The following is a 22,463-nucleotide window of genomic DNA, read 5'->3' as shown; positions in this document are numbered from 1 at the left end:
AGGAAATCGCGCCGTGTCTCGCTCGATGAAGATGATCTGCCCCAACGGACACCTCGGTTTCGCACCGACGAGGCCGGGCAGTTTCGCGCTGGGCGTCCAGGCCTCACCGGACATCATCGCCGCCGACTCGGGCAGCGACGACGTCGGCCCCGTGCCCCTCGGCTCCGATACGTCCACCAGCCCTCTCGCGTGGCAGACGCACGACCTGGAACTGATGCTCCTGGCCGCACGGGCGCGCGGCGTACCGATGATCATCGGGTCGGCGGGCGACACGGGTTCCAACAGCCGGGTCGATCTCTACGTCGACATCATCCGGAGCTTGGCGGCGAAGCATGGCCTGCCCCCCTTCCGACTCGGCTGGTTCTATTCCGAAATCGAGAAGGACTGGCTGCGCTCCCGGATGCGCTCTGGACAGACGGTGACCGGCCTCGATGCGCGTCCCGATCTGGACGACGCGGAACTGGATGCCACCGAACGGATCGTCGCCCTCGCCGGCGTGCACCCCTTTATCAAGCTCCTCGACATGGGAGCCGACGTGATCATAGGAGGCCGGTCGAGCGACGCGGCGATCTTCGCCGCCCCCGCCATTCGCGCCGGCTACCCCGAGGCACTCTCCTACTATCTCGGCAAGGTCCTGGAGTGCGCCTCCTTCTGCGCCGAGCCTTACGGCGGCAAGGAGACCGTGCTCGGAGAGATCACCGATACGGAGGTGCGCGTCACAGCCATGCATCCGGACCAGCGCTGTACCGTCGCGTCGGTCGCCGGACACGCGATGTACGAGCGGTCGAACCCGTTCTTCGAATATGTCGCGGGCGGCTGCCTGGACATGAGCGAGTGCCGCTACGAGCAGATCGGACCGAAGACCACACGGGTCACTGGCCCGAAGTTCGTGCCCTCGGACGGCACGCGGGTGAAGCTCGAGGGATCGGGCAAGATCGGAGAGCGCTACGTTGGCCTCGTCGGGATCCGGGACCCGTACACGATCGCCAATGTCGATCGGGTCATCGACTGGGCCAGGGAGCAGGCCCGTGACCGCTTCGGCAATGCCGACTACCAACTCCACTACACGGTCTACGGCAGGGACGGGGTCATGGGACCGCTCGATCCGGAGCGGGACCGGCCGGCGCACGAGCTCTGCGTCATGGTCCAGGGCATCGCGCCGACGACCGCAATGGCCGAGGAGGTCTGCATGACCGGTACCCGGCAGATGTTCTACGCGCGCCTTCCCGACGTGAAGGGCACGGCAGGCTCCGTGGCCTTCGCGCTCGACGAGGTCATGCGGGCGAGCCCGGCCTATCGCTGGACCCTGAACCACACGGTCGGGCTCGCCGACCCGCTCGAGGTCTTCCCCTGCCACATCGCCCAGGTCGGCGCCTGAGCCCCAGAGGATCCCCATGACGAAGCTCTGCGACCTTGCCAAGACGATCCGCAGCAAGAATGCCGGCACTGATAAGATCACCTTCGACGTGATCTTCTCCGAGCCTGAAACATACCGACGCGTGGTCGGCTCCGGCGCGATCACGCGCGAGTCCATGTCCGCTCTCTACAGGATCGACCCGGCCCGCATCACCGACTTCGTTATCTTCGACCCGGCCCTCGCCATCAAGTTCACGATCCTGCGCGACCGCCCCAGCGGGTCGCCTGGGGATGGCGACATATTCGGGGCCCAACAGTATGCGCCGCTCCTGTCGCTCGAGATCCCCTAGGTCCGGCCTGCCGGTCCGGCTTTGCCCGAGATACCGGCTTTCGCTGATCGGATCGATAGATGGCGACCGAATTGAAGGAGGGTTTTGGAAGCAGGGCCGCCACGCACCGGATCGGGGTTTCCGAGTGCCGCGATCACCTGAGCTTGCGTCGCGGGCCTGTCGAACAGATTTTGGTTCGCCAAGCTCGTTTTTCGGCCAGCCGGTGTGCAGACGTGCCAGGAAGCGGAACTCCTCAGGCATTCAGAATGGGTAGTGCACACGCGCCTCACATCGTCCTACGTCACCCGGCTCCTCCGGGTCACCTGCCTCGCGCCGCCTATCCTTGAAGCGGTGCCCTCCGGCACGCAGCCGGTTGGGCTGTCGGCCAGAAAGCTCATGGCCTACACAGGAACGGGGATGCGCTGGACTGTAGCACCGCCCGAGAAGCCTGTGGGTGGACGCACGTCGCCGCGCCTTCCAACCGGCAGCTCAGCATTGATCTAAGTTCCCGGTACAAATGAAGCCAGGCGCATGCGCCGGCCTTGTTAGTTGTGGGCTCACATACCGCTGAGAGCATTTCTGGCCGGCACTTCGTAAGCAACCGGTTTAGAGCTGTCGCGTCTCAATCCAAGATGAGGTGCTCCCCCCGTTGGCGAGGTCATGTCATCGACAGGAACGCTCCCCTGCGTCAGACCTTCGCCACCGGCATGCCTTCCTCCGCCTGCTTTCAAAATGAAGACGATCTTCCGGCAATCCAGGAAACGAGGCGCAGGTCACTCCGCATCTTGTGCAAGTAACGCCTTGGCCGGTAAGCGCGACGGTATCATCGTCATCAGTTCACGAACTCGTCAGTATGAGTGAATTATTGCACGGGCTGGAACTGGTACACTGGGGGTGTGTATTGAACGTTCCCGAGCCCATTCATGGGAGGGCTGCTTGTGTCGAAATTCACGTTGGAAAGTAAGTACTGTAAATGATAGCGATTACTATGCGAATTATGGATCTGCGCCTCTGCTTGTTTGATTATATTAGTCAACAGTACCGCGCTGACGCAAACAGGCGGCCACGCGACGTGCTCGCGGCATCAGCCCGAAACGCTCTCCCGTCCCTATCCTGCGCGATGCGCGGGCTCACGGCAGTCTCACGAGGCGAACATGGGTGACGTCTACATTCCCGGTGTCTGGTCGCAACGCTACATGAACCTGCCCGCCGCAGTGCGGGCGAACGTCGACCAGGAGGTCAACAGGCTGTTCAGGGAGCGGACCGGCATAACCCGCACCCTCGATCCCAAGAGGGATCACGACCTCGCCAACCGCTGGCTGCGCATCCGCGACGAGGTCATGGAGCAGACGGCCGGAAAGGGTTTGCCTGATACGCGGACGCCGCCCAAGCCGTCGTGCCCGAACGACTTCAGCAAGTCGTTCGAGATCGAAGCCAGAGCGGCCAGCCGCACCAGGCATCAGAGCATCGAAGTTGCCAGCCGGTTTGTCCGCACCGTCGGTGCGGTCGGGCGAACCGGCCGCTTCATTCCGACGATCATCGACACGAAATACTGGTTCGCTAAGCTCTACGAGATCACCACGGGCTTCGAGATCAGCGCGGCACGTGATTACAAGGAGCCGGGCTTTGTGCTCCACTTCATTCCGATCTTCTACAACATGTACAATCAGGCGCTGGATTCGTGGGGGGCCGGCGGCGGCGCGGTTTCACCGCTGTGGCGTGCGCATTTCATGAGTACAGGCCGGCCAGACAACGATTCGATATTGGGCTGGTCGAACGGGGTGGTGGCCAGCCTTGTCACCGGCGTCAACGCCCACATCCGTGGCGATATGGGCCAGGCGCTGGAGACTGCCTACCGCTTGTTCGTCACAAAATACTGCCTCGATCCGGCGCCGCCGTTCGATACCTACAAGCCGGACTTCTTCGCCATGGGCACAGTCTTCAATCAGGCGCGGACGGCAGCAATGTCGCTGGTGGCGTCACTCGGACCCATCCCCGAGGCCGGGGTGAAAGTCGGCGACGCGCTCGGGGCCGGCCTTGACGTAAGCCAGGTCAACCAGTGGCGCGCCGAAGCATGGGCCGAGGCGAAGCGGCGGCTGGGGCAGTAGGAAGTGGGCGCGGGAGGGCGCGAAGGCCGGGTGTTCGCAATGCGGTCTTCTAGAGCGGAACCCGACCTGACCGAATCAGGTGGGGTTCCCAAATCGGCCGGAAGCTGATTCAGACTGTGTGCCGGGTGGAGGCCTCCGGATATGTCGAAAGCGCTGTCTGTCGATCTTCGGGCGGCACTCCGATCGGATCGAGGCGGGGCTCGGACCGGACCGCGAGACTTGAACCGACTGGATGATTGAGCACGCAGTCGCGGAGACGCCCGTACCACGGAAATGCGAGTTGGAGATTTCGCAGAATCGGAGCGCGGCGACCGTCGTAATGCGCGTCTCTTCGGTAAGGCCCGGCGATTTTCGCGATGGAGAACTGTTTGAGGCGTCCGACTATTCGCCAGCAGCCCAAATCAACCACAGTCGTCTCTGCAATATCTGAATTTGTGGCGGAGAGGGTGGGATTCGAACCCACGGTACGCTTGCACGTACAACGGTTTTCGAGACCGTCCCAATCGACCACTCTGGCACCTCTCCGCAGGACCGGCCGGTCGACAGGCGGCGGAACTTACACAGGTGCCGGGGGGGAGGCAAGGGGGTCGCGGGCTGGTTCGGCGCGGGCCGGAACCGGGGCGGGGACCGGGCCTGCGAAGCGCCGCGCGGGCATTACAAAAGCGGAGGGGTGGCATTCCTTCCAATGCCCTTTCAACGTGACGCACCCATTTTATGCAGCTGGCGCCGAATTGCCCGGTGACTGGCGGCCGGGTTGGGATTACCACCTTCCTTGCAAGGAATTTCTCGCGAGCCGCCCCGATGGCGCTGCAGCGAAGGCCGCGCCCTCGCCCCTCGAGATCTCGCAAGGACTGCCGAGCCACCCGCCCGAGGGCGGGTCCGAGGCATTCCGTGCCGGACCGCAGGGGACCTTCGCCGGGCCATCCGCCCGGCCCGTGCGGCGGGCGTCGCAGGAGTTCCGCACCAGCCGTGCCGATGGCGCGGGCGATCGGATGGAGGACAGCATGAACCGGCCTCTCGGCAAGACCCCTGACGCCGTCGGAACCGCCGAGCCGTCGCTCGCCGACTTCTGCCGCGAAAGGCTCGCGGCGGGCCGCGACCGGGTGCGCAACGAGCCGAAGCACAATGCGGTCAGCCAGCTCGCCTTCGAGCTCTCCCGGCAGCTCGAGGGCGGCCGCATCACCCGCAAGGACCTCTTCGCCCTGGCGGCCGACGTATGCCGGACCAGCCTGGAGGCGAGGGCGGCGCGGCTCGCCGCCCATGTCGGCCCGGTCGACATGGACGAGAACCGGGCACGCCTGAAGGCCGCGATCCTCGCCCTCCTGGGCGACGAGACGGTCACCCCCGAGGCGCTGGCGCGCATCGCGCGGCGGGCGCTCGGCATCGTCTTCACGGCGCACCCGACGTTCCTGCTCTCCACGCCGCTGCGCAAGGCGCTCGCCGCGCTCGCCAGCGGGAAGGATCCGGGCCCCTGGTCGGCGCCGCTCGGCCCGGACCGGCGGATCACCCTCGTCGACGAACACGAGGCCGCCATGGCGGCGCTCGACAGCGCCAAGGCGGCGGTCGCCGAGTTCAACGCCATCGCGATCGAGATTCTGAAGGAGAAGGGCTACGCCGACTGGCGTCACGCCCGTATCGGCTATGTCGGGCTCGGCACCTGGGTCGGCTACGACCTCGACGGCCGCACCGATATCCGCTGGGTCGATTCCTTTCGCTTCCGTCTCGTCGAGAAGATCCGCCAGATCGGCCGCTACGAGGCGGAGCTGACTCGCATCGCGGGCCTGGCGGCCGGGGAGCCCGCCGTCGCGGACGACCTGGAGGCGCTCGCATCGCGGCTCTCCTGGACGCGTGCGGCGACCGAGCGGGCGCTCGCCGGCTTCTCGGTCGACGCCCTCGACCCGAAGAGCGTCACTGCGGCCGCCAACGCGCTGACGGGCGACTACCCCAACAAGGCCGTGCGCATCGCCCCCTTCGTCAAGGACCTGCAGCGCATTGCCGACCGGGCTTCGGACGGGACGGCCGTGAAGCTCCTGGCCCTCGCCAGCGAGATGGAGGCGCTCTCCTTCGGGGTCGGCGAGGTGCACCTGCGCATCAACGCCACCCAGCTCCACAACGCCCTGCGTCACCACCTGCACCTCGATTCGGACGACCACTTCAACGGCCGCTCGATGATCGAGCGGCTGAGCGCGCTTATGCGGGAGGCCAAGCCGCTCGCCATCAACTTCGGGTCGATCGACATCGAGACCAAGACGGCGATGCGGCAGTTCCTGCTCGCCGCCCAGATCCTGAAGCACGTCGACGCCGATTCGACCGTCCGCTTCCTGATCGCGGAATGCGAGACACCCGCCACGGTGCTCTGCGCCTTCTACTTCGCCCGCCTCTTCGGGATCGCCGAAAAGCTCGACGTCTCCCCCCTGTTCGAGACTCCGAAGGCTCTCGAGAGCGCCGCGCGCTTCTTCGACGTCATGTTCGAGACGCCGGAGTATCGCGAGCAGGTGCGCCGGCGCGGCCGGCTCGCGATCCAGACCGGCTTCTCGGATGCGGGCCGATTCATGGGCCAGATCACCGCGGTGCTCGCCATCGAGCGCGTCCACGGCCATCTCGCCCGCGCGGTCGAGCGGCACGGGCTCACCGACGTGGAGGTCCTGGTCTTCGACACACACGGCGAATCGGCCGGGCGCGGCGCGCATCCGACCAGCTTCGAGGATCGCGCCTACTACGTGATGAGCCCCTGGGCGCGGCGGCAGTTCGCCGAACGGGGCATCCACCTCGTCCATGAGGTGAGCTTCCAGGGCGGCGACGGCTACGTCCACTTCGAGACGCCGGAGCTGTCGCTGGCAACGGTGACGCGCCTCATCGAGGCCGATGCGGGCTGGGCCGCCAAGGCGGAGGACGACCTCCTCTATGAGCGGACCAACTTCACGTACGACTTCTTCCGCCGGCTCGCCGCCTACCACGGCACCCTGCTGGACGACCGCTCCTACCACCGGGCGCTCGGCTCCTTCGCGCAGGGGCTCCTCAACGACACGGGCTCGCGCAAGTCGCGCCGGCAGTTCGACGTCTCGGGCGGCGAAGTGCACCAGATCCGGCGCATCCGGGCCATCCCGCACAACGCCATGCTGCAGCAGCTCGGATACCCGGTGAACGTGGTCGCCGGCTTCGGCAGCGCCACCAAGGGCGAGGAGGACCGCTTCGTCGAGATCTATGCGGCCTCGGACCGGCTGCGCCGCCTGACCGGCCTCGTGCTCCACTCCAAGCGGCTGGCCTCGATCAAGACGCTGAACGCCTTCGCCAACCTGTACGATCCGGCCTTCTGGTCGTCGCGGCCCTACCCGGAGGCGGAGCAGCATCTCACCGAGCCCTGCCTCTACATCGCGCAGCTCCTGCAGAACGACGACCGCGAGGTGGCCATCAACGCGCTGGCCGTCTCCATGCGCCTCGACGCCATCTACCTGCACCGCCTCTTCGGGATGGTGGGCCTCGACGTGGACGACGAGGCCGCGGAGGAGCGGGAGCGGATCGCCCTCCTGCAGGCGGTCCGGCTCGCGCTCCTGCAGCACATCTTCCTGATGGCGGCGCGGGTGCCGCGCTTCTCCACCCGGAACGACGTCAGCCGGGAGGACATCATGGAGCTCGTGTTCAGCCTGCGGATCCCCGAGGCGATCGCCATGCTCAGGGACACCTACCCGGTCAACGCCACGGACATCGGCAGCTACGCCCTCGACGAACCCCGCACCTATCCGGAGGACCGGGTCTCCCACTACGCCGACATCACCGAGGAGAAGATCAACCCGATGGAGGAGACCTACGGGGTCATCCTGTCGATCGGGGCCGCGATCGCGCTCGAGTTCGGCGCCCACGGGTAGCAGCGCCCCAACGCAGCACGCTCCTCCGTCCCGCGCATATTGGACGCACCCGGCCGCCTCGACAGGGCGGCCGGCGGCGCCTATGATGTATCTTGTATGCCAGAGTCCAGAACTGGCCGGATCGAGGAGGAAACCCGAGTGAAGTCTCCCGCCCGCTGGCCCGTGGCCGACGAACCGGCGCCCGACCTGGTGATCGAGCGTTTCGCCCCCGAGCAGACGTACAAGACCAAGGTCTACGTGGCCCTCAAGCACGCCATCGCCAACATGGACATCTACTCGACCTCCGAGCCCAAGTGGATCGACGAGCGGCAGCTTTCCGAGCGGCTCGGCGTGAGCCGGACGCCGGTGCGCGAGGCGATCGCGATGCTGGAGCAGGAAGGCTTCGTGAAGTCCCTGCCACGGCGCGGCATCATGGTGCTGCGCAAGACCCAGCGCGAGATCGTCGAGATGATCCAGGCCTGGGCGGCGCTGGAGAGCATGGCGGCGCGGCTCGTCACCCTGCACGCGACGGACCAGCAGATCACCGGCCTGCGCAAGCTGTTCGAAGGGTTCGACGACAGCCACAAGCCCGTCGACTACCTGGCCGACTATTCGACCGCGAACATCACTTTCCACCAGACCATCATCCGCATCTCCGGGTCCAAGCTCCTGGGCGAGATGACCGACAACCTCCTGATGCACGTTCGCGGTCTGCGGCAGCTGACGATCGGCCGGGACGACCGCATCACCCGGTCCATGCAGGACCATCTCGCGATCATCGATGCCCTGGAGCGGCGGGACACCGACCGGGCCGAGACCCTTTCGCGCGAGCACACGCTCGGCCTCGCCGCCTATGTGGAAGCGCACGGGCACGAAATCTTCGACTGAGGCTGCCGGCCGCTTCGCTTCGAACGTCAGACCAAGTCGCGCCCGGCGAACGCCCGCCCGGCGTGCCGACCTTTACATCATGACGGCCGCGCACCCGGTCCGGACGGACCGGCCGGCAGATCTTGTCGGGAGCCCGAAGTGTTACGGCCGTGAAGGCCGGTGCCTCCGGTCGAACCGCAGGCGCCTGCCGTCGCGGCCACGACCCGGCCTACGCCGATCCAGCACGCGGGACTTGCGCCCCGGCTCTGCCCGCGGGAAACCGGAAGGTCTGCCGCGCCCGCGTGCGCCCTGCCTAGCCACAAACGAAAACGCGCCCGCAAGCGGGCGCGTTCGAATTTCGAAGTTCGTCTCGGCTCAGGAGGCCTTGCGACGGCGCCAAGCGGCATAGCCGGCAGCGGCGAGCAGGAGCGGGAGGCCAGCGCCGGCGATCGGGCCGGGGACATTCTTGGGGCCTTCGCCACCACCGATATTCGGGGTCACCCCACCACCGGTCCCACCACCCTTCGGCCCCTCGACAGCGGCCATCGCCAGCGTCGAGCTGGCGGCAAGGAAGGCGGCAACGGCTACAGCACGCATGATCATCGTTCAATCCTCCTAATATGTTTAAACCTTAGTTCGCATTTGCCGATCATGTCAACCCTATCTGCAGCGCTGCGGTATGCCAAGGTTAAATGTGGCATGTTTGCCGCAGGGAGAGCGGCTGCGGAAAGGCGGATTCGTTATCGAATGGATTTAATCTGCGGTGTGGTCACATATACTCTCGGATATAGGTGGCGACCTTAGAACACCTCCCCGTTCGGCGCAGCCAGACCCGCGATCAGTTCGCTCCGGCACCCCGACGACATCGACACCAGGTAGATCGGTTTGGGGTCGATGCCGAGCCGCAGGGGGGCGATGAGCCGATAGGCGTAGCTTTCGATTTGGGCCCGGATGCCCGGGCGCTTCTCCGTGAACCGCCCCTTCCACAGGTAGGCGATCCGGTGGGAGCCCGCATAGCGCTCGAGCAGGTAGCCGTCGTCCCCGCCCTCCGGGCGGCTCAGCCCGAAGGCCACGGTGCAATCCGGGGACTCACCCTCGACGAGGCCGCCGCGCAGATCGACGCGGGCGCGGTAGCCGGCGCTCTCCAGGCTGCGCCCGAGCGCAGCCAGCAGGCGCGGACCCGGTGAGGGGGGCTGGTTCGCCTCGGCGTTGAACTTCAGGGCCAGTGATGCCGCCGAGAACAGGAGCACCAGGACCAGTCCGACCAAACCTCGCTTCACCGGCGGTTCCCCGCGATGGAGATCGCGAAGATGGCGATCGTCGTGGCCAGGCCCGCGACGCTGGTCCCGACCGGCCCGTGAAGCAGGCCATACTGATCAGGGTGGAGTGCGATCAGGGCGATCCGCGTCGTGTTGATCGCCATCACGGCGGCCATCGAAATCGGGAGGAACAGGAGCGTGCGCCGCCAGCCGCTCGCGCCGAACCAGGTTCGGGCCGCGACCCAGCCGAGAACCGCGAGCGACAAGTTGGCGAAGGAGGAGCAGCCCTCCAGGACCTTCAGAACGCTCTTGCCGTCGGCGGCCTCGATGACGTTGCCGTTGAACGGCAGACCGGCCGCCCAGGCGACCAGGGTAGTGTCGACGAGCAGGATCGGATCCAGGAACAGGCGGAAGATCAGGCGGCCCCACAATCCTGCGAAGGCGAGGGCCAGGACCAGCGAGGCGGTCCGGCGGAGACCAGGCGCCCTGTCGGCCCGCGCCAAGAGCCAGACACCGGCCAGCGTCAGCCCGGCCCAGGCCGCCTGCGGGACGGGGTAGAGCACGAGGGCCGCCACGGCCGCGAACACGACGACGTCCCCCGCCGACAGAGGCAGGGCCGGCAGCCGCGCCAGCCGGCCGAGCAGGATCGCCACCGCGATCCAGACGATGCCGCTGATCTCGAAGGCGGCGAAGAGCGCGGTTGCCCAGCCCCAGCGGGCGACGGAATCGTAGATGTTGCCGAACTCGGCATTCAGGAAGGCGGCGCCGATCAGGACCGTCAGGACCCGGGGATCGAGCGCGGCTGCTGTTGTGGGGCGATCTCGAGGTTCGGGGCTGATGTCTGCGACCGCGGCCATGCCGATCTCCCGAACCGCCGCAGCGTGGATCCTCACATCAAGCGGCAAGCCCGTACTCTGGTTCCCGTCCATGAGCCATTGCTCATGTGTTGTCGGCATGACCATAGTCAAAAGCGTTTATATGCTTCAAGTCGTCAGGTCTCGACTGACAATGGTATTCCAGAGTAACTCGCCCCTTGATAGATCTTTTGTGTCAAGAATACCCGCAAAGATTGCGGTCCTGGCAGCGGCAAGTGGTTCGGGCCCCCGGCCTCTTGTCCGAATGCCCGGGAGCTCGAATTAGACGGTGACCACGCGGAGGTTGTTGGTGGATCCCGCCGCACCGAAGGGCACGCCGGCGACGACCACGACGCACTCGCCGGGCTGGGCGAAGCCAGTCTCGCGCACGTGTCTGACGGCCTCCTCGACCATCTGGGAGTAGCTCGAGACGTCGTCGGAGCGGACGTTGAAGGCGCCCCAGAGCAAGGCCAGACGGCGTGCGGTCGGCAGGTTGGGGGTGATCGCCAGGATGGGCAGGCCCGGGCGCTGGCGGGCGATGCGGGCCGCGGTGGTGCCCGTTGACGTGAAGGCGACGATGCCGGCCGCTCCGATGGTCTTGGCGACCTCTGCGGCGGCCGCCGAGACGGCATGCTGGGCGAGGGGCTCGACGGCGGGGTGGAGCGCCTCGACGATCGCCGGGTAGGCGCTGTGCCGCTCGGTGCGGGAGACGATGCGGTCCATCGTCTCGACCGCCTCGAGGGGGTACTGGCCGGACGCGCTCTCGGCCGACAGCATCACGGCATCGGCGCCGTCGTAGATGGCGGTGGCCACGTCGGAGGCCTCGGCGCGGGTCGGCGCAGGGGCCTGGATCATGGATTCCAGCATCTGGGTGGCGATGATCACGGGCTTGCCGGCGAGCCGGCAGAGGCGGACGAGGTCCTTCTGCGCCCCCGGCACCTCCTCGGGCGGGATCTCCACCCCGAGGTCGCCGCGCGCCACCATGACGGCGTCGGCGAGGCGGAGGATGTCGTCGATGTCGGCGAGCGCCTTGGGCTTCTCGATCTTCGCCATGACGCCGGCGCGGCCGCCGATCAGCTGGTGGGCCTCCATCAGGTCGGCAGCGCGCTGCACGAACGAGAAGGCGACCCAGTCGACGCCGAGTTTCAGGCCGAAGGCGAGGTCGGCGCGGTCCTTCTCGGTGATGGGCGAAAGCTGGAGCAGGGTATCGGGGAGGTTCACGCCCTTGCGGTCGCTGATGACGCCGCCGGTGGCGACGGTCGCCTCGATGAAGTCGTGGCCGCAGCCGCGGGCGACGAGGCGGACCTTGCCGTCGTCGATCAGCAGCTTGTGGCCGGGCATGATGCCGTCGAAGACCTCCTTGTGGGGGAGGGGGAGGCGGGTCGGGTCGGCGGAGGCCTTGTCGAGCACGAAGGTGACCCGGGCGCCGGCCTCCAGGCGGACCTTGCCGTCGGGCAGCGTCCCGAGCCGGATCTTCGGGCCCTGCAGATCCTGGAGGATCGCGATCGGGTGCTTCGCCTCCTGCTCGAGGGCGCGGATGGACTCGTAGCGGCGCCGGTGGTCGTCGTGGCTGCCATGGCTGAAATTCAGGCGGAAGACGTCGACCCCCGCGCGGAACAGCTTCTCGATCGTCTGGGGATCGGAACTCGCCGGTCCCAGGGTGGCGACGATCTTCGCGCGCCTGTTGCGAAGCATGGCACCTCTCTCCTCGTTCTCCGGCACGACGGCCGGGCGCGTCCCGCTTTGCGATAGCGCAGGACGAGGGCGACGTCATGACACAGGTCGGGCGGGAGGAGAACCGTCGATGCAAGATTTTTCGCGTGAGCCGGGATATCGCGCGCCTTCCAAGAAATGCTGGATTGTACTCCGTATTATTGACAGTGGGTGTTCAGGTTGAACAATATTCTGGAACTCTACAGCAGATTCCCTTACGTCATTTCTTTCAAGGCCGAGTGTCGGCGATCTCCAGACCAGTATTGCTTCATGGCCTCCATCGCGTCTTAACGCCGATTTTACGCATGGTGACCAGGAATGGGGGCGGACGGGGGTTTTCAGACGATGTTCGCCAGAAAGAAGAGCCATACCGGTGCTGCCGACATCATGGAGCACCTGACGGGGCTTGCGCCCGAGCAGGCGGAGGCTGTCCACGCCACATTCCGGTCGACGCTCGCGCCTCGCGTAGGCCCGATCCTGGACGGCTTCTACGCGGTCCTGCAGAGAAGCCCGGCCATGGCGGACTTCCTCGCCAAGAGCCCCGGGGTTGCACATCTGAAGAAGGCCCAGGAGGGCCACTGGACGAAGCTGCTGGGCTCGCCCGTCGACGAGGCCCTGCTCGACCGCTCCCGGCGAATCGGCGTCGCCCATGTCAAGACCGGCCTTCTGCCCCGCTACTACGTGGCGAGCTACTCCTACCTGCTGGAGCACATGCTCCACGCGGCGCTCGGCGAGGGAAGCCGGCCGGCGGTCCTGGCGAGCGGCATCGTGCGCGCGATCCTGCTCGATATGGCGGCCGCCCTCGACGCCTACGTGGACATGACCGAATCGGAGGCGCGCCGCCAGGAACTGGACCAGATGGCGGAGTCCATCGAGGAGGAGATGCGGCACGCCAGTTCGGCCATGCAGAAGCAGGCCGAGACCCTGACCCGGGTCGTGGCCGACATGGCGCAGGCGATCGAGGGCGTGGTCGGCGGGGCCGACACGGTCGACCGGGGCTCGCGCTCGGCCAGCACCAGCATGGCGTCGGTCGCCTCGGCGGTGGAGGAACTGGCGGCCTCGAGCCGCGAGGTCGGCCGGCAGGCCGAGGAGACGTCGCGCCTGGTGGGCGACGCCCGCCAGCAGGCGGAGGCGGCCAGCGACGTGATGAACCGCCTCAGCCAGGCCTCCGACGAGGTGCGCAAGATCGTCGAACTGATCAACGAAATCGCGCAGCAGACCAATCTCCTCGCCCTCAACGCGACCATCGAGGCGGCACGGGCCGGCGAACTCGGCCGCGGCTTCGCCATCGTGGCCCAGGAGGTGAAGCAGCTCTCCCAGCGCACCGGCGCCGCCACCCAGGAGATCGCCTCGCAGATCAACGCCATGGCGGAGCAGACCCGCGTGGCGGTGGGCGCGATGGCGCAGATCGGCCAGTCCGTGAAGGGTATCGACCAGGTCGCGCGCAGCGTGTCGGAGAATGCCAGCGGCCAGATGCGCGCGCTGGAGGAGGTCACGGACAGCGCCCACCGGGCCGCGCAGGGGGCCGGGCAGCTCGAGAAGAGCGTCGGGGTGATCCAGGACGCCATCGCGTCGGCGGAAGGCGCCAAGGGCGTGCTGGTCGGGACGTCCTCGGAACTCGCCGGGATCTTCCAGCATCTGGAGAGCCGCCTCATCGTCACGGTCCGCAGCTTCGCCAACACGGACAGCCGGCGACACGCCCGCTATCCGGTGCGCTGGCCCTGTTCGCTGGTCCAGGGGACGCGGCGGCTGGAGACCCGCATGGTGGAGATCTCGCTCGGCGGCTGTCTGGTCGACGCCCCGTCGGGCGACGCCGTAGACGCTGCGGCGGACGTCGAGATCGACATCGAGGGCGTCGGACGCGTCCCGGCCAAGGTGGTCGGCGAGCAGTCGCTCGGCCTGCGCATCCAGTTCTCCGGGCTCGCCGGCACCGCCCAGGAGCGGCTCACGTCCCGGATCGAGGACGCCGAGAGGGCGGACCAGCGTGTGCGGGAGCGGCTCGCGTCCTTGCGCGACCAGATCCAGAACGACCTGGAGTCCGCGCTCGAGCAGGGGCGTATCACCGAAGACCAGCTCTTCGACATCGAATTGACCCCGATTCCCCAGACCAATCCGCAACAGCACCGGTCGCGGTCGCTCGATCTTCTGGAGACCGTCCTGCCCCGGCACCTGGAAGCGGCGCTCGACATCGACAAGGACGTCATCTTCTGCGTCGCGGCCGACCGCAACGGCTACCTGCCTTGCCACAACAGGAAGTATTCGCAGCCGCAGGGGGCGGACCCGGTCTGGAACAACGCCAACTGCCGAAACCGCCGCGTCTTCGACGACCGCACCGGCCTGACCGCGGCCCGGAACACGAAGCCGTTCCTTTGCCAGACCTATCCGCGCGACCTGGGTGGCGGCCGGACGGTGCTGATGAAGGATCTCTCGACGCCGATCACGGTCCGCGGTCGCCATTGGGGCGGGCTCAGGCTCGGAATGGCGTTGAGGTGAAGCGTGCCCGCCGGCAGGACGTGAGACGATGACCTCGGATGCGGAACGATCGGTCACGCCCAGAGCCGAGCGCCTCGTCCGGGCGCTCGATCTCGCCTCTATCGTGGCGGAGACGGACGCGCAGGGGCGGATCACCTACGCGAACGATCGCTTCTGCGAGATCAGCGGATACAGCCGCGAGGAACTGATCGGTTCGGACCACCGGATCCTCAAGTCGGGCGTCCACGACGGCCGCTTCTACGAGGATCTGTACCGGACCATCCGAGGCGGCGACGTCTGGCGGGGAGAAATCTGCAACCGGGCGAAGGACGGGCGGCTCTACTGGGTCGCGACCGTGATCGCGCCGTTCCGGGACGAGACGGACGAGATCGCCGGATACACGGCGATCCGGACCGAGATCACGCCTCAGAAGCATGCCGAATCGGAGGCCCGGCGCAGCGAGGCGGTGAGCGCGGTGATGCTGCGGGGGCTCTCCGCGGGGCTCGTGCTGCAGGACCGCACCGGCCGGATCCTCATGGCCAACGCCGGCGCGATGGCGATCCTGGGCCTGACGGAAGCCGAGATCACGGGGCGGAGCTCAGTGGACCCGCGCTGGCGCGCGGTCCGCGAGGACGGATCCGACTTTCCCGGCGACGAATACCCGGCCATGCTGGCGTTGCGCACCGGCGCGGCCCAGCACGACGTGGTAATGGGCGTCCATCTGCCCACCGGCGATCTGCGGTGGATCCTGGTCAGTTCGGAGCCGGTGTTCGAGGACGCGGGCGACCCGCCGGCCCTGGCGCTGACGTCCTTCACCGACATCACGTCGCAAAAGATGGCCGAGAAGGCCCTGGCCGACAACTCCGGGCTCCTGCAGGCCATCCTCGACAACTTCCCGGGCGGGGTCGCCCTCGTGGACCGGGATCTGGTGGTGAGGAAGTGGAACCGGAGCTACCGGGAGGTGCTCGATCTCCCCGAGTCCCTGTTCGCCGGCCCCGCCCCCAGCCTGGAGACGCTCCTGCGCTACAATGCCGGGCGGGGAGAGTACGGCCCAGGCGACCCCGACGAGCAGGTGGGCGTCCGGCTTGCCTTGGCGCGCCGGTTCGAGCCGCACTGCTTCGAGCGCACCCGGCCCGGGGGGCAGGTGCTCGAGACGCGCGGGATGCCCCTGCCCGACGGCGGCTTCGTCACGACGGTGGTGGACAGCACGGACCGGCGGCGGTCGGAAACGGCGCTGAGGGCGAGCGAAGCCCGCTTCCGATCCATCTTCGATCTGTCGCCCGTGGGGCTGGCGCTCGTGGACCTGGCCTCCGGGCGCATCCTCATGCAGAGCCGCGCCCTCGCCGACATGCTGAAGCTGACGCCGGCCGCGTTCGAGGGGATGACGCTCGCCGACCTCCTGCCCGCCGGGACGGAGTTTCCGGCCCAGCCCACCGGCGGCGACGGCTTCGGGCCGGTGGAACTCGACCTCAAGCGCGGGGACGGCCAGCCGGTCCCGGCGATCGCGTCCGGGCGCGTGGTCCAGGAGGCTGACGGGCGCTCGTCGCTGATCCTGGTCCTGCAGGACATCTCGGCCCGCCGCAGCTACGAGCAGAGGCTCTGGCAGCTCGCCAACCACGACGCCCTCACCGGACTGCCCAACCGGGTGCAGTTCCAGATGCGGCTCCACGACGCGATCGACCGGGGCAACCGGACCGGCAGGAGCGTGGCGGTGGCCATGTTCGACCTCGATGCCTTCAAGGAGATCAACGACTCCCTCGGGCACGACGCGGGCGACGAACTTCTGAAGACGGTCGCCCGTCGAGTCATGCCGCTGATCCGCAGCACTGACACGCTCGCCCGGCTCGGCGGCGACGAGTTCGGCGCCATCTTCCCGGACCTGGAGGATGCGCGGGACATCATTCGGCCGCTCGACGCCATCGTGGAGGCCATGAAGGAGCCGGCGCGCCTCGGCGCCGAGCTGCGCCGCTTCACGACCAGCATCGGGGTGGCGGTCTATCCGTCGGATTCGAAGAGCCCGGCGGAGCTCATGAAGAATGCCGACCTGGCCCTCTATCGTGCCAAGGCGGCCGGGCGCAACCGCTACGACTTCTTCCGGGCCGAGATGCGCGTCGAGATCGACCGGCGAACCCGGCTGCGGACCGACCTGGAGCGGGCGCTCGACACGGGGGCCCTGCGGCTCGTCTACCAGCCGATCGTGGCCGGCCGCAGCGGCGAGGTCGTGGGCCTCGAGGCGCTGCTGCGGTGGAACCACGAGGAATTCGGGCTCCTGACGCCCGGCCAGTTCATCGAAGGCTTCTCGGACCCCGCCATCTCGGGCGCGCTCGGCCGCATGGTGATGCGCCTGGCGATCGGGCAGGCGCGCCGGTGGCGGGCCGAAGGGATCCACTTCGGGCGGATCGCCTTCAACGTGACGGCGGCCGATTTCCGGACCGACACGCTGGTGGAGGACCTGTCGAGCGCGCTGGCGGAGGCCGGCGTGCCGGCCACGGACCTCGCCATCGAGATCAAGGAGCAACTGCTGCTCGGGCGCGGCGTGGACCGCATCGGCCCGGCGCTCGCGCGGCTGCACGCCCTCGGCGTCGAGATCGCGTTCGACGACTTCGGCACCGGATTCGCGTCGCTCATGCACCTCAAGCAGTTCCCGATCGACCGCATCAAGATCGACGGTTCGTTCGTCGACCGGATCGAGCAGGCGCCCGAGGACCAGGCGATCGTCATCGGGCTCGTCGACCTCGCACACCGCCTGGGCATCGAGACGACGGCCGAACGGGTCTCCACGCGGTGGCAGCGGGACTTCCTGGAAGGGATCGGCTGCGACCAGATCCAGGGCTATCTGGTCAGTCCGCCGCTCGAACCGGAGGACGTGCCGGCCTTCCTGGACGGACAGTCCGGGATCGACGCGGTCGACACGTTCGGGCGGATCGCGATCTGACCGTCAGGGGCGGACGCCCGGGGCCTCCAGGGGCATCCCGCGGGCCCGCGCCATCAAGAAGAGCTCGAGCGCGGCGGCTTCGTCCGATCCTTCCGGCCAGGGCTCGGCGCGCATGCCGGCGAGGCAGTTCCGAAGCCTGCGTTGCAGGGAGCCGAGGCTCTGCCATTCCAGGCGGTAGAGCGGGTAGGCGGTCGGGTGGGCCTGCGGGATCGGGGCGCCGCCGAGGCGGCGGCCCCAGTTGTCGTCGTGGCAGTCGGCGCAGGAGAGCGCGAGCTGGCCCATCCTGGTCGTGAACAGCCGCCGGCCCGCCTCGACGGACGGGGCGAGGCGCGGGTCCTCGCCGGCGGTGATCGACATCCCGCGCGACTGGCGGGCCACGTAGGCGGAGAGCGCCAGCATCTCGGGGCTCTCGGGCGCGGGACGGGGGGCGCCCTGCCGGTCCGACCGGCATTGCGCGATGCTGCCGGCGAGGGTTCGCGGCGCTCCCGTCGCGGCGTCGTAGACCGGGTGGCGCGCCGCCACGCCGGCCATGGAACGGGCGGCGTCGCCGTGGCAGTCGGCGCAGGACCGGCCCGAGGCGCCGGCCGGCGTCCGCCACAGGGCCTCGCCCTCCTCGACCCAGAGCATGCCGGGGTTGAGGCTGTCGTCAGCCTCCATGGCGCGGGTCTCCTCCGACATGAAGGCCGCGCCGGAGCGGCGCTCCCCGGGCGCGATGCCGTCCGCAAGGACCGGACCCGAGGCCGCGAGCCCGAGAACCAGGACGGCCGCGACCGCCTTCATGTCACCGTCAGGGTCTTCCGCTCGACGCGGAACTCGCCCTTCTCGTCGGTCCAGCGAATCTCGACCTCGCCCGTCTCGGTCGCGAGGATCGGGAAGGCGACCAGGGGGTTCGCGGCGATGGCGGGGAAGAGCTCCATGCGGAAGACCTCGCGGCCGGCGTAGCGGGCGACCAGGGAGGCGATGATGTCGCGCGGCAGGAGCTTGCCGTCCGGACCCGGCCGGAAGCCCGATTCCATCGGGTGGCGGATCAGGGTCTTGACGGTGACGACCTCGCCGCGGGCGGCGTTCGGCGGCATGTTGACGAGGGCGCGGTCGAGGGGCATGGCCTCAGTTCTCCACGCAGGCCGGGAGGGTGACGACGAGGTCGGCGGCGCCGGACCAGAAGGTGCCGTCGCTGAGGGCGGCGACCGCGACGATCTTCTGGCTGTCGCCGAGCCGGATGCGCGTGCCGACTTCGGCCCGGCCCGACCAGGGGCCGAGGTGGAACCGGGCCACGAAGGGCTGCGGGTTCTTCTCGTTGAAGACCGCGATGGTGGCGACGTGGTCGGCCTCGGTCATCGGGCTGTCGACCCGGATGGTGAGCGGCACGGAGTTGCCGTTCTCGACCAGCGGCGGGATCTCGAGGGCGACGCGGCCGGGGATGGGTGCGACGCCGCGGGTGAAGTCGGCGATGCCGGCCGCCATGGTGTCGGGGGTCGCCAGGGCGGGGCGGACCGTCAGCCAGGCGAGGCCGCCGGCGCCGAGGAGCACGAGGCTGCGGCGGGTCGGGGACAGGCGCGTCGCGTCGGTCATCGGAGCGTCTCCAGGTAGGCGACGACGTCCTCGATCGCCTGCGGGTCCAGGATGGTCCGGTCCCGGAACCGGGCCTGGACGCGGACGAGGCCGTCGAGCTTCAGAGTGGGCGGCATGATCGAGGCCGGGTTCAGGCGGCGCGCGTCGACGAGGCGCAGGCGGAGCTGGGCCGCCGTCCAGCGGGAGCCGGCGCCGGCGAGGTCCGGCGCCAGGTCGCCCTGCTGGCGCACCTCCGGGATCGGGGCTGCGTGGCACATCAGGCAGAGCCCGGCCGTGCGGTCGGCCACGATGGCGCGGCCCCGGAGAGGGTCGCCGGCCCGCCCTTCGAGCGGGGCCGGGATCCCGTCGCCGACCACGACGTAATCGGGGATGCGGTCGCCCGCGCGGACGGGCGATGCTCCGCCCGCAGCCGCGGCGAGCGCGACCGCGAGGAGCCGGACGGCCCGGCCCATGGCATCAGGCCTGGCCGATCCTCGTCGTGCCGATCGGGGTCGCGCGGTAGCGCTTGCCGGTGGCCGCGAAGATGGCGTTGATGACCGCCGGGGCGGCGACGAAGATGGTCGGCTCGCCGACACCGCCCCAGAAGCCGCCGGAGGGCATGACGATGGTTTCCACCTTCGGCATTTCGGCCATGCGGAGCACCTCGTAGGTGTCGAAGTTCTCCTGCTCCACCCGGCCCTTGGCGACCGTGATCTGGCCATGCAGGGCGGCGGAGAGGCCGAACGCGAAGGAGCCCTCGACCTGGGCGGCGATCTGCTGCGGGTTCACCGCGTGGCCGCAGTCCGTGGCCGCGACGATGCGGTGGATCTTCAGCTTGCCGTCGGTCACCGAGACCTCCGCGCAGGCGGCCACGTAGCTGCCGTAGCCCATGTGCTGGGCGAGGCCGCGGTAGACGCCCTTCGGGGCCGGGGTGCCCCAGCCGGCGCGCTCGGCGACGGCGTTCAGGACCGCGAGGTGGCGCGGGCTGTCCTTGAGGAGCTTGCGGCGGAACTCGAGCGGGTCCTTGCCGGCCGCGTGCGCGAGTTCGTCGATGAAGCTCTCCAGGTAGAAGGCGTTCTGGTTGTTGTTGACGCCGCGCCAGAAGCCCGGAGGCGTCGGCGGGTTGCGCATGGCGTGGTCGATCAGGAGATTGGGCACCGCGTAGCCGAAGACGCCTTCGGTGCCGCTCGGGTTGAGGCCCTGGAAGGTGGCCGGGTCGCGGCCCTGCTGGAGGCCGGCCGGGTTGACGCCGGCCAGGATCGACTGGCCGGAGATGCGCATGTGCAGGCCGACCAGGTCGCCGTTGGCGTCGAGGGCGCCGACCATCTTGCACTGGGTGCTCGGATGGTAGCGGCCGTGCAGCATGTCCTCCTCGCGCGACCACAGAAGCTTGACGGGCGTGCCCGGCAGTTCCTTGGCGATCAGCACGGCCTGGCGGACGTAGTCGTGGCTGGTCGCCCGCCGGCCGAAGCCGCCGCCGAGATTGATGCGGTAGACGTCGCACTTCTCGATCGGCAGGCCGGAGGCGGCGACCGCGGTGGCCAGCGCGGCCTCGGCGTTCTGGGTCGGGCACCAGACCTCGACCCGGTCGGGCGTGTAGAGCGCGGTGGCGTTCATCGGCTCCATGGTGGCGTGGTGCTGGTGCGGGAAGGCGTAGACGGCCTCCACGACCTTGGCGGCGCCGGAGACGGCCGCCTTCACGTCGCCTTTCTGGTTGCCCACGAAGGCATCGGGGGCATCGAGGCCGGCCTTCAGCACCTCCGTGAAGGTTTTGGTGTCGTGGGCGGCATTGGGGCCCTCGTCCCACTCGACCGGCAGGGCGTCGAGGGCGGTCTTGGCGCGCCACCAGGTGTCGGCGACGACGGCGACGCCGGTGCCGTCGAGGGCCATCACCTTCTTCACGCCCGGCATGGACTGCACCTTGGCAGCGTCGAAGCTCTTCAGCTTGCCGCCCGGGACGGGGCAGTCGCGAATGGCGGCGTTGAGCATGCCCGGGAGCTTCAGGTCGATGCCGTAGACCTGGCTGCCGTCGAGCTTGCCCTTGGTGTCGAGCCGCTTCACGGGCTGGCCGGCGATCGTCCAGGTCTTCGGGTCCTTGAGCGGCGGGTCCTGCGGGACCTCGAGCTTCGCGGCGGCGGACGCCACCTTGCCGTAGGTGGTCGAGCGGCCGGAGGCCTCGTGGCTGATGACGCCCTTGGACACCTTGCACGCGCCGGCCGGTACGCCCCATTCGGCGGCGGCGGCGTTGACGAGCATGATGCGGGCCGCGGCGCCGCCCTTGCGGACGTAGTCGTGGCTGTCGCGGATGCCCCGGCTGCCGGCGGTGCCGAAGTTGCCCCAGACGCGCTTGCGGGCGACGTTCTGGCCGGGGGTCGGGTACTCGGTGGTGACCTTCGACCAGTCGCACTCGAGCTCCTCGGCGACGAGCTGGGCGAGGCCGGTCAGCGTGCCCTGGCCCATCTCGACGCGGGCGACGCGGATCACGACGGTGTCGTCGGGCTTCACGACGACCCAGGCGTTGATCTCCTTGAGGGCGTCGTGGGTGCCCTCGGCGGCGGCATCGGGGACGTGGAAGCCGAGCGTCAGTCCGCCGGCCGCAGCAGCGGCGCCGGCCAGGACCTCGCGGCGGGAAAGCTTGATCATGCCCATGGGAATCCTCCTCGAGGATCGAATCGATCGCGGTCGGCGGTATCGGCGGGTCAGATGGCGATGCCGGCGGCCTGCTTGATGCCGTCGCGGATGCGGTTGTAGGTGCCGCAGCGGCAGATGTTGGTCATCGCCGCCTCGATTTCGGCATCGCTGGGTTTCGGCGTCTTCGCCAGGAGCGCGGCGGCGGCCATGAGCTGGCCGGACTGGCAGTAGCCGCACTGGGGCACGTCGAGGGCCGCCCAGGCCTTCTGGAGCGGGTGCGAGCCGTCGGGAGATAGCGCCTCGATGGTGACGATCTTCTGCTTTTCGTTGAAGGCCGAGACGGGCAGGGAACAGGACCGCAGGGCCTCACCGTCGACCATCACGGTGCAGGCGCCGCAGGCGGCGACGCCGCAGCCGTATTTGGTACCGGTCAGGCCGAGCTGCTCGCGGATCACCCAGAGCAGAGGGGTATCGGGTTCGACGTCGACGTCGCGCGCGACGCCGTTCACGGTCAGGCGTGCCATTCGGGCCATCCTCCTGTTT

General features: G+C 68.5%; 17 protein-coding genes and 1 tRNA gene. 7 read left to right on the top strand and 11 right to left on the bottom strand.

All coding sequences use genetic code 11. The annotated features are described in order from the left end of the window. Window positions 1–13: 13 nt before the first annotated feature. The 3 genes from WBG79_RS26880 to WBG79_RS26870 all read left to right on the top strand — a co-directional run bounded on the left by WBG79_RS26880 (window position 14) and on the right by WBG79_RS26870 (window position 3,793). Window positions 14–1,378, top strand: a complete 1,365-nt coding sequence (locus tag WBG79_RS26880) for an acyclic terpene utilization AtuA family protein (RefSeq protein WP_337360327.1) — start codon at window positions 14–16, stop codon at window positions 1,376–1,378. Window positions 1,379–1,394: 16 nt separating this feature from the next. Further along, window positions 1,395–1,706, top strand: coding sequence for a DUF4387 domain-containing protein (locus tag WBG79_RS26875; protein ID WP_337360326.1), 312 nt, complete (start codon window positions 1,395–1,397; stop codon window positions 1,704–1,706). Between the two features lie 1,133 nt (window positions 1,707–2,839). Next, window positions 2,840–3,793, top strand: a complete 954-nt coding sequence (locus WBG79_RS26870; RefSeq protein WP_337360325.1) for a DUF5995 family protein — start codon at window positions 2,840–2,842, stop codon at window positions 3,791–3,793. A gap of 435 nt (window positions 3,794–4,228) precedes the next feature. Here the strand turns inward: WBG79_RS26870 and WBG79_RS26865 are convergent. After that, window positions 4,229–4,318: transfer RNA gene (locus WBG79_RS26865), tRNA-Ser, on the bottom strand. A gap of 479 nt (window positions 4,319–4,797) precedes the next feature. Here WBG79_RS26865 and WBG79_RS26860 point away from each other — a divergent pair. Beyond that, window positions 4,798–7,659, top strand: a complete 2,862-nt coding sequence (locus WBG79_RS26860) for a phosphoenolpyruvate carboxylase (protein WP_337360324.1) — start codon at window positions 4,798–4,800, stop codon at window positions 7,657–7,659. A gap of 96 nt (window positions 7,660–7,755) precedes the next feature. Further along, window positions 7,756–8,526, top strand: a complete 771-nt coding sequence (locus WBG79_RS26855; protein WP_443147522.1) for a GntR family transcriptional regulator — start codon at window positions 7,756–7,758, stop codon at window positions 8,524–8,526. 354 nt (window positions 8,527–8,880) lie between these two features. Here WBG79_RS26855 and WBG79_RS26850 read toward each other — a convergent pair whose 3' ends face one another. From WBG79_RS26850 to pyk, 4 genes are all read right to left on the bottom strand, one after another. Continuing rightward, on the bottom strand, window positions 8,881–9,108 hold the full coding sequence (locus WBG79_RS26850; protein WP_337360322.1) for an LPXTG cell wall anchor domain-containing protein: 228 nt from the start codon (window positions 9,106–9,108) through the stop codon (window positions 8,881–8,883). A 197-nt stretch (window positions 9,109–9,305) separates the two neighbouring features. Then, on the bottom strand, window positions 9,306–9,785 hold the full coding sequence (locus WBG79_RS26845) for a hypothetical protein (protein ID WP_337360321.1): 480 nt from the start codon (window positions 9,783–9,785) through the stop codon (window positions 9,306–9,308). Beyond that, window positions 9,782–10,621 (bottom strand): hypothetical protein, encoded by an 840-nt coding sequence (locus tag WBG79_RS26840; RefSeq protein WP_337360320.1) that lies wholly within the window; start codon window positions 10,619–10,621, stop codon window positions 9,782–9,784. Before WBG79_RS26840 ends, WBG79_RS26845 begins: the two co-directional genes overlap by 4 nt. 279 nt (window positions 10,622–10,900) lie before the next feature. Continuing rightward, the gene (gene pyk / locus WBG79_RS26835; RefSeq protein ID WP_337360319.1) at window positions 10,901–12,313 is read right to left on the bottom strand and encodes a pyruvate kinase; all 1,413 of its coding nucleotides are present in this window, start codon (window positions 12,311–12,313) and stop codon (window positions 10,901–10,903) included. A gap of 363 nt (window positions 12,314–12,676) precedes the next feature. On the opposite strand from pyk, the gene WBG79_RS26830 reads away from it, so the two are divergent. Both WBG79_RS26830 and WBG79_RS26825 read left to right on the top strand, forming a co-directional pair. Continuing rightward, on the top strand, window positions 12,677–14,824 hold the full coding sequence (locus WBG79_RS26830) for a methyl-accepting chemotaxis protein (RefSeq protein WP_337360318.1): 2,148 nt from the start codon (window positions 12,677–12,679) through the stop codon (window positions 14,822–14,824). A 28-nt stretch (window positions 14,825–14,852) separates the two neighbouring features. After that, window positions 14,853–17,738: a sensor domain-containing protein gene (locus WBG79_RS26825; RefSeq protein WP_337360317.1), complete on the top strand. Its 2,886-nt coding sequence runs from the start codon at window positions 14,853–14,855 to the stop codon at window positions 17,736–17,738. Window positions 17,739–17,741: 3 nt separating this feature from the next. Here WBG79_RS26825 and soxA read toward each other — a convergent pair whose 3' ends face one another. From soxA to WBG79_RS26795, 6 genes are read right to left on the bottom strand one after another with little or no spacing between them, the layout of a single operon-like run. Beyond that, window positions 17,742–18,518 (bottom strand): sulfur oxidation c-type cytochrome SoxA, encoded by a 777-nt coding sequence (gene soxA, locus WBG79_RS26820; protein WP_337360316.1) that lies wholly within the window; start codon window positions 18,516–18,518, stop codon window positions 17,742–17,744. Continuing rightward, complete coding sequence (gene soxZ, locus WBG79_RS26815) at window positions 18,515–18,841, bottom strand: thiosulfate oxidation carrier complex protein SoxZ (protein WP_337360315.1); 327 nt, start codon at window positions 18,839–18,841, stop codon at window positions 18,515–18,517. Before soxZ ends, soxA begins: the two co-directional genes overlap by 4 nt. 4 nt (window positions 18,842–18,845) lie before the next feature. Next, window positions 18,846–19,310, bottom strand: coding sequence for a SoxY-related AACIE arm protein (locus tag WBG79_RS26810; RefSeq protein ID WP_337360314.1), 465 nt, complete (start codon window positions 19,308–19,310; stop codon window positions 18,846–18,848). Beyond that, a complete protein-coding gene (gene soxX / locus WBG79_RS26805; protein WP_337360313.1) occupies window positions 19,307–19,762 on the bottom strand; it encodes a sulfur oxidation c-type cytochrome SoxX in 456 nt (151 codons plus the stop codon). The genes WBG79_RS26810 and soxX overlap by 4 nt, the downstream gene beginning before the upstream one ends. 4 nt (window positions 19,763–19,766) lie before the next feature. Next, window positions 19,767–21,938: a xanthine dehydrogenase family protein molybdopterin-binding subunit gene (locus WBG79_RS26800; protein ID WP_337360312.1), complete on the bottom strand. Its 2,172-nt coding sequence runs from the start codon at window positions 21,936–21,938 to the stop codon at window positions 19,767–19,769. Between the two features lie 50 nt (window positions 21,939–21,988). Then, complete coding sequence (locus tag WBG79_RS26795) at window positions 21,989–22,444, bottom strand: (2Fe-2S)-binding protein (protein ID WP_337360311.1); 456 nt, start codon at window positions 22,442–22,444, stop codon at window positions 21,989–21,991. Window positions 22,445–22,463: the final 19 nt, after the last annotated feature.

Source organism: Prosthecomicrobium sp. N25 (genome assembly GCF_037203705.1).
GTDB lineage: Bacteria > Pseudomonadota > Alphaproteobacteria > Rhizobiales > Ancalomicrobiaceae > Prosthecodimorpha.
This window is presented reverse-complemented; position numbering and strand designations above follow the sequence as displayed.

Excerpts from the sequence above, each read along its gene's own strand:
- WBG79_RS26795 (WP_337360311.1), bottom strand. The coding sequence starts at position 22,444 with ATGGCACGCCTGACCGTGAACGGCGTCGCGCGCGACGTCGACGTCGAA.
- WBG79_RS26860 (WP_337360324.1), top strand. The coding sequence starts at position 4,798 with ATGAACCGGCCTCTCGGCAAGACCCCTGACGCCGTCGGAACCGCCGAG.
- WBG79_RS26830 (WP_337360318.1), top strand. The coding sequence starts at position 12,677 with ATGTTCGCCAGAAAGAAGAGCCATACCGGTGCTGCCGACATCATGGAG.
- WBG79_RS26825 (WP_337360317.1), top strand. The coding sequence starts at position 14,853 with ATGACCTCGGATGCGGAACGATCGGTCACGCCCAGAGCCGAGCGCCTC.
- WBG79_RS26840 (WP_337360320.1), bottom strand. The coding sequence starts at position 10,621 with ATGGCCGCGGTCGCAGACATCAGCCCCGAACCTCGAGATCGCCCCACA.
- WBG79_RS26810 (WP_337360314.1), bottom strand. The coding sequence starts at position 19,310 with ATGACCGACGCGACGCGCCTGTCCCCGACCCGCCGCAGCCTCGTGCTC.
- pyk (WP_337360319.1), bottom strand. The coding sequence starts at position 12,313 with ATGCTTCGCAACAGGCGCGCGAAGATCGTCGCCACCCTGGGACCGGCG.
- WBG79_RS26875 (WP_337360326.1), top strand. The coding sequence starts at position 1,395 with ATGACGAAGCTCTGCGACCTTGCCAAGACGATCCGCAGCAAGAATGCC.
- soxA (WP_337360316.1), bottom strand. The coding sequence starts at position 18,518 with ATGAAGGCGGTCGCGGCCGTCCTGGTTCTCGGGCTCGCGGCCTCGGGT.
- WBG79_RS26855 (WP_443147522.1), top strand. The coding sequence starts at position 7,756 with ATGCCAGAGTCCAGAACTGGCCGGATCGAGGAGGAAACCCGAGTGAAG.
- WBG79_RS26850 (WP_337360322.1), bottom strand. The coding sequence starts at position 9,108 with ATGATCATGCGTGCTGTAGCCGTTGCCGCCTTCCTTGCCGCCAGCTCG.
- WBG79_RS26870 (WP_337360325.1), top strand. The coding sequence starts at position 2,840 with ATGGGTGACGTCTACATTCCCGGTGTCTGGTCGCAACGCTACATGAAC.
- WBG79_RS26800 (WP_337360312.1), bottom strand. The coding sequence starts at position 21,938 with ATGGGCATGATCAAGCTTTCCCGCCGCGAGGTCCTGGCCGGCGCCGCT.
- soxX (WP_337360313.1), bottom strand. The coding sequence starts at position 19,762 with ATGGGCCGGGCCGTCCGGCTCCTCGCGGTCGCGCTCGCCGCGGCTGCG.
- soxZ (WP_337360315.1), bottom strand. The coding sequence starts at position 18,841 with ATGCCCCTCGACCGCGCCCTCGTCAACATGCCGCCGAACGCCGCCCGC.